Annotated in this window: 1 protein-coding gene; it reads right to left on the bottom strand. The window is 30.7% G+C overall.

The features are described from left to right. Window positions 1-318: 318 nt before the first annotated feature. A complete protein-coding gene (locus GXW81_RS10150) occupies window positions 319-1,482 on the bottom strand; it encodes a metallophosphoesterase (protein ID WP_161532213.1) in 1,164 nt (387 codons plus the stop codon). Window positions 1,483-1,721 lie beyond the last annotated feature (239 nt).

Genomic DNA, 1,721 nt, shown 5'->3' with positions numbered 1-1,721 from the left:
TGTCCATACATATTTTTACTGTCGGTGGAACTAACTCCTCGTCTTCTTTGTTTGCTATTATAAAAACAACCCAGTCATTTTTTGGCAAAGAAAACCTCCATTCAGAATTATTTCTTATCTGAACGTAATATATTTTTCTATTATCAATTCTTCCTATTAGTTCCATTTCCAGCTTGCAGGCAACGGTCCGGGTATTGCCGAAGGTGGGGCTTATTAGCACCTAACTTCAACTAAAATACCATACTTCAAAAGTAAACAAATTTTTCTAAAAAAACAATTAACCCCGCTTGCGGCAATACCTTGTTGGTGGCAGTTTTTTTATTTCAATGCAGTTTTAGTTCCATTTTGGTCGGTTATTTTAAAGTCGCCGTTTTCAAACCAAAGAGCAAACATTTTACCTTTATCGGAATTTTTTTTGTGCTCCAAATCAATTGCAATAACTTTCTGATTGTACAAAAATTGAATTTTTTCGAAAATCGTATGTCCAATAATCATTTTTGAAGCCTTATATTTTGCTAATGTATTCTCTACATCCTTTTGGGTTTCATCTTCTTTTGCTATACCACGATACCAAAGTGGACTTTCGTTTCCTATAAAAACATCATCTCGTTTTTTACCTTTCTCAAAATTTGTATCTATTGATTTTCTTATGTTCTCATTGATTTCTTTTAAATTGTATTTTTTAGGAAAATCTTTTCTAATACCCGCATGAACAAATAGAAAATCACCAATTTTTTCAACACCATTTTTTGTTCTTAACCATCTACCTAATTCAGTATTATTTGCGTACCATTTTCCATAGTCTAATTTTAAAGTATCCGCATTTTCGTGGTATTTATCTCGAACATATTTTAATTCTCCTTTTAGGTTCATCATTTCGTGATTTCCTAAAATAAAATGGACTTTTCCGCCTTGTTTTTCCGCTTCTTTTTCAAGTTTGTAAACCAACCATAGACATTCAGTAATACTTAAACCTCTATCAAAAAAATCTCCAACTAAAACCAAATGATTATCCCCAAAAGTCCAATTAAATTGATTATCAATGATTTTATTTCCCAACAAAATTGATTTAAAACCTTTAAAATTTCCTTCAATGTCAGAAATGACAAGCATTTTATTGGGTAAGGCATATTCTGTTGGTTCGATTTCCAAACTATCTTTTAATTGAAATTTGAATGTATCTCTTGTTTCATCAACATAACAACTTAAAGTATCCTGCTTACTAATTTCAACTTTACTCGTTGTAAATAAAGTATCTTTTGGAAAGATTTGATAATTAATTATTTTGTCATTTTCGTAAATAATAATTGGACCGTCTGAACTAACTGTTGAGCTATCTTCGTCTGTATTTCCGTGCTTTATAGACCAACCCGGGAAAATATATAATCTTTGAATTGCTTCAGTATATAAAAGTAATGCACCTACTCCCAAATATATAATTATGGTAAGGGTCAGAAATAATAATATTTTTTTAAATTTCATCGTTTAATTTTAAATTTTGTTTGTTTTTTCGGTTGGTTTGTAAAATTGCGACCAACGTTTGGCAAATTGGCGATGGAGCCGACTTTTAGCACAAATGTTGAATAGAATTACTAATCTTCAACATTGCACAAAAGTTCAATAGAAGTACTTCACCGGCTCTATTGCCAATTTGTTTGTTATGTGCCGTTTTATTCCATTTTATACATTTAACAATTGCTGAAACGTAAAGTCGGGTTTAA

The organism is Riemerella anatipestifer, from assembly GCF_009932355.1.
Classification (GTDB): Bacteria; Bacteroidota; Bacteroidia; order Flavobacteriales; family Weeksellaceae; genus Riemerella; species Riemerella anatipestifer_E.
This window is presented reverse-complemented; position numbering and strand designations above follow the sequence as displayed.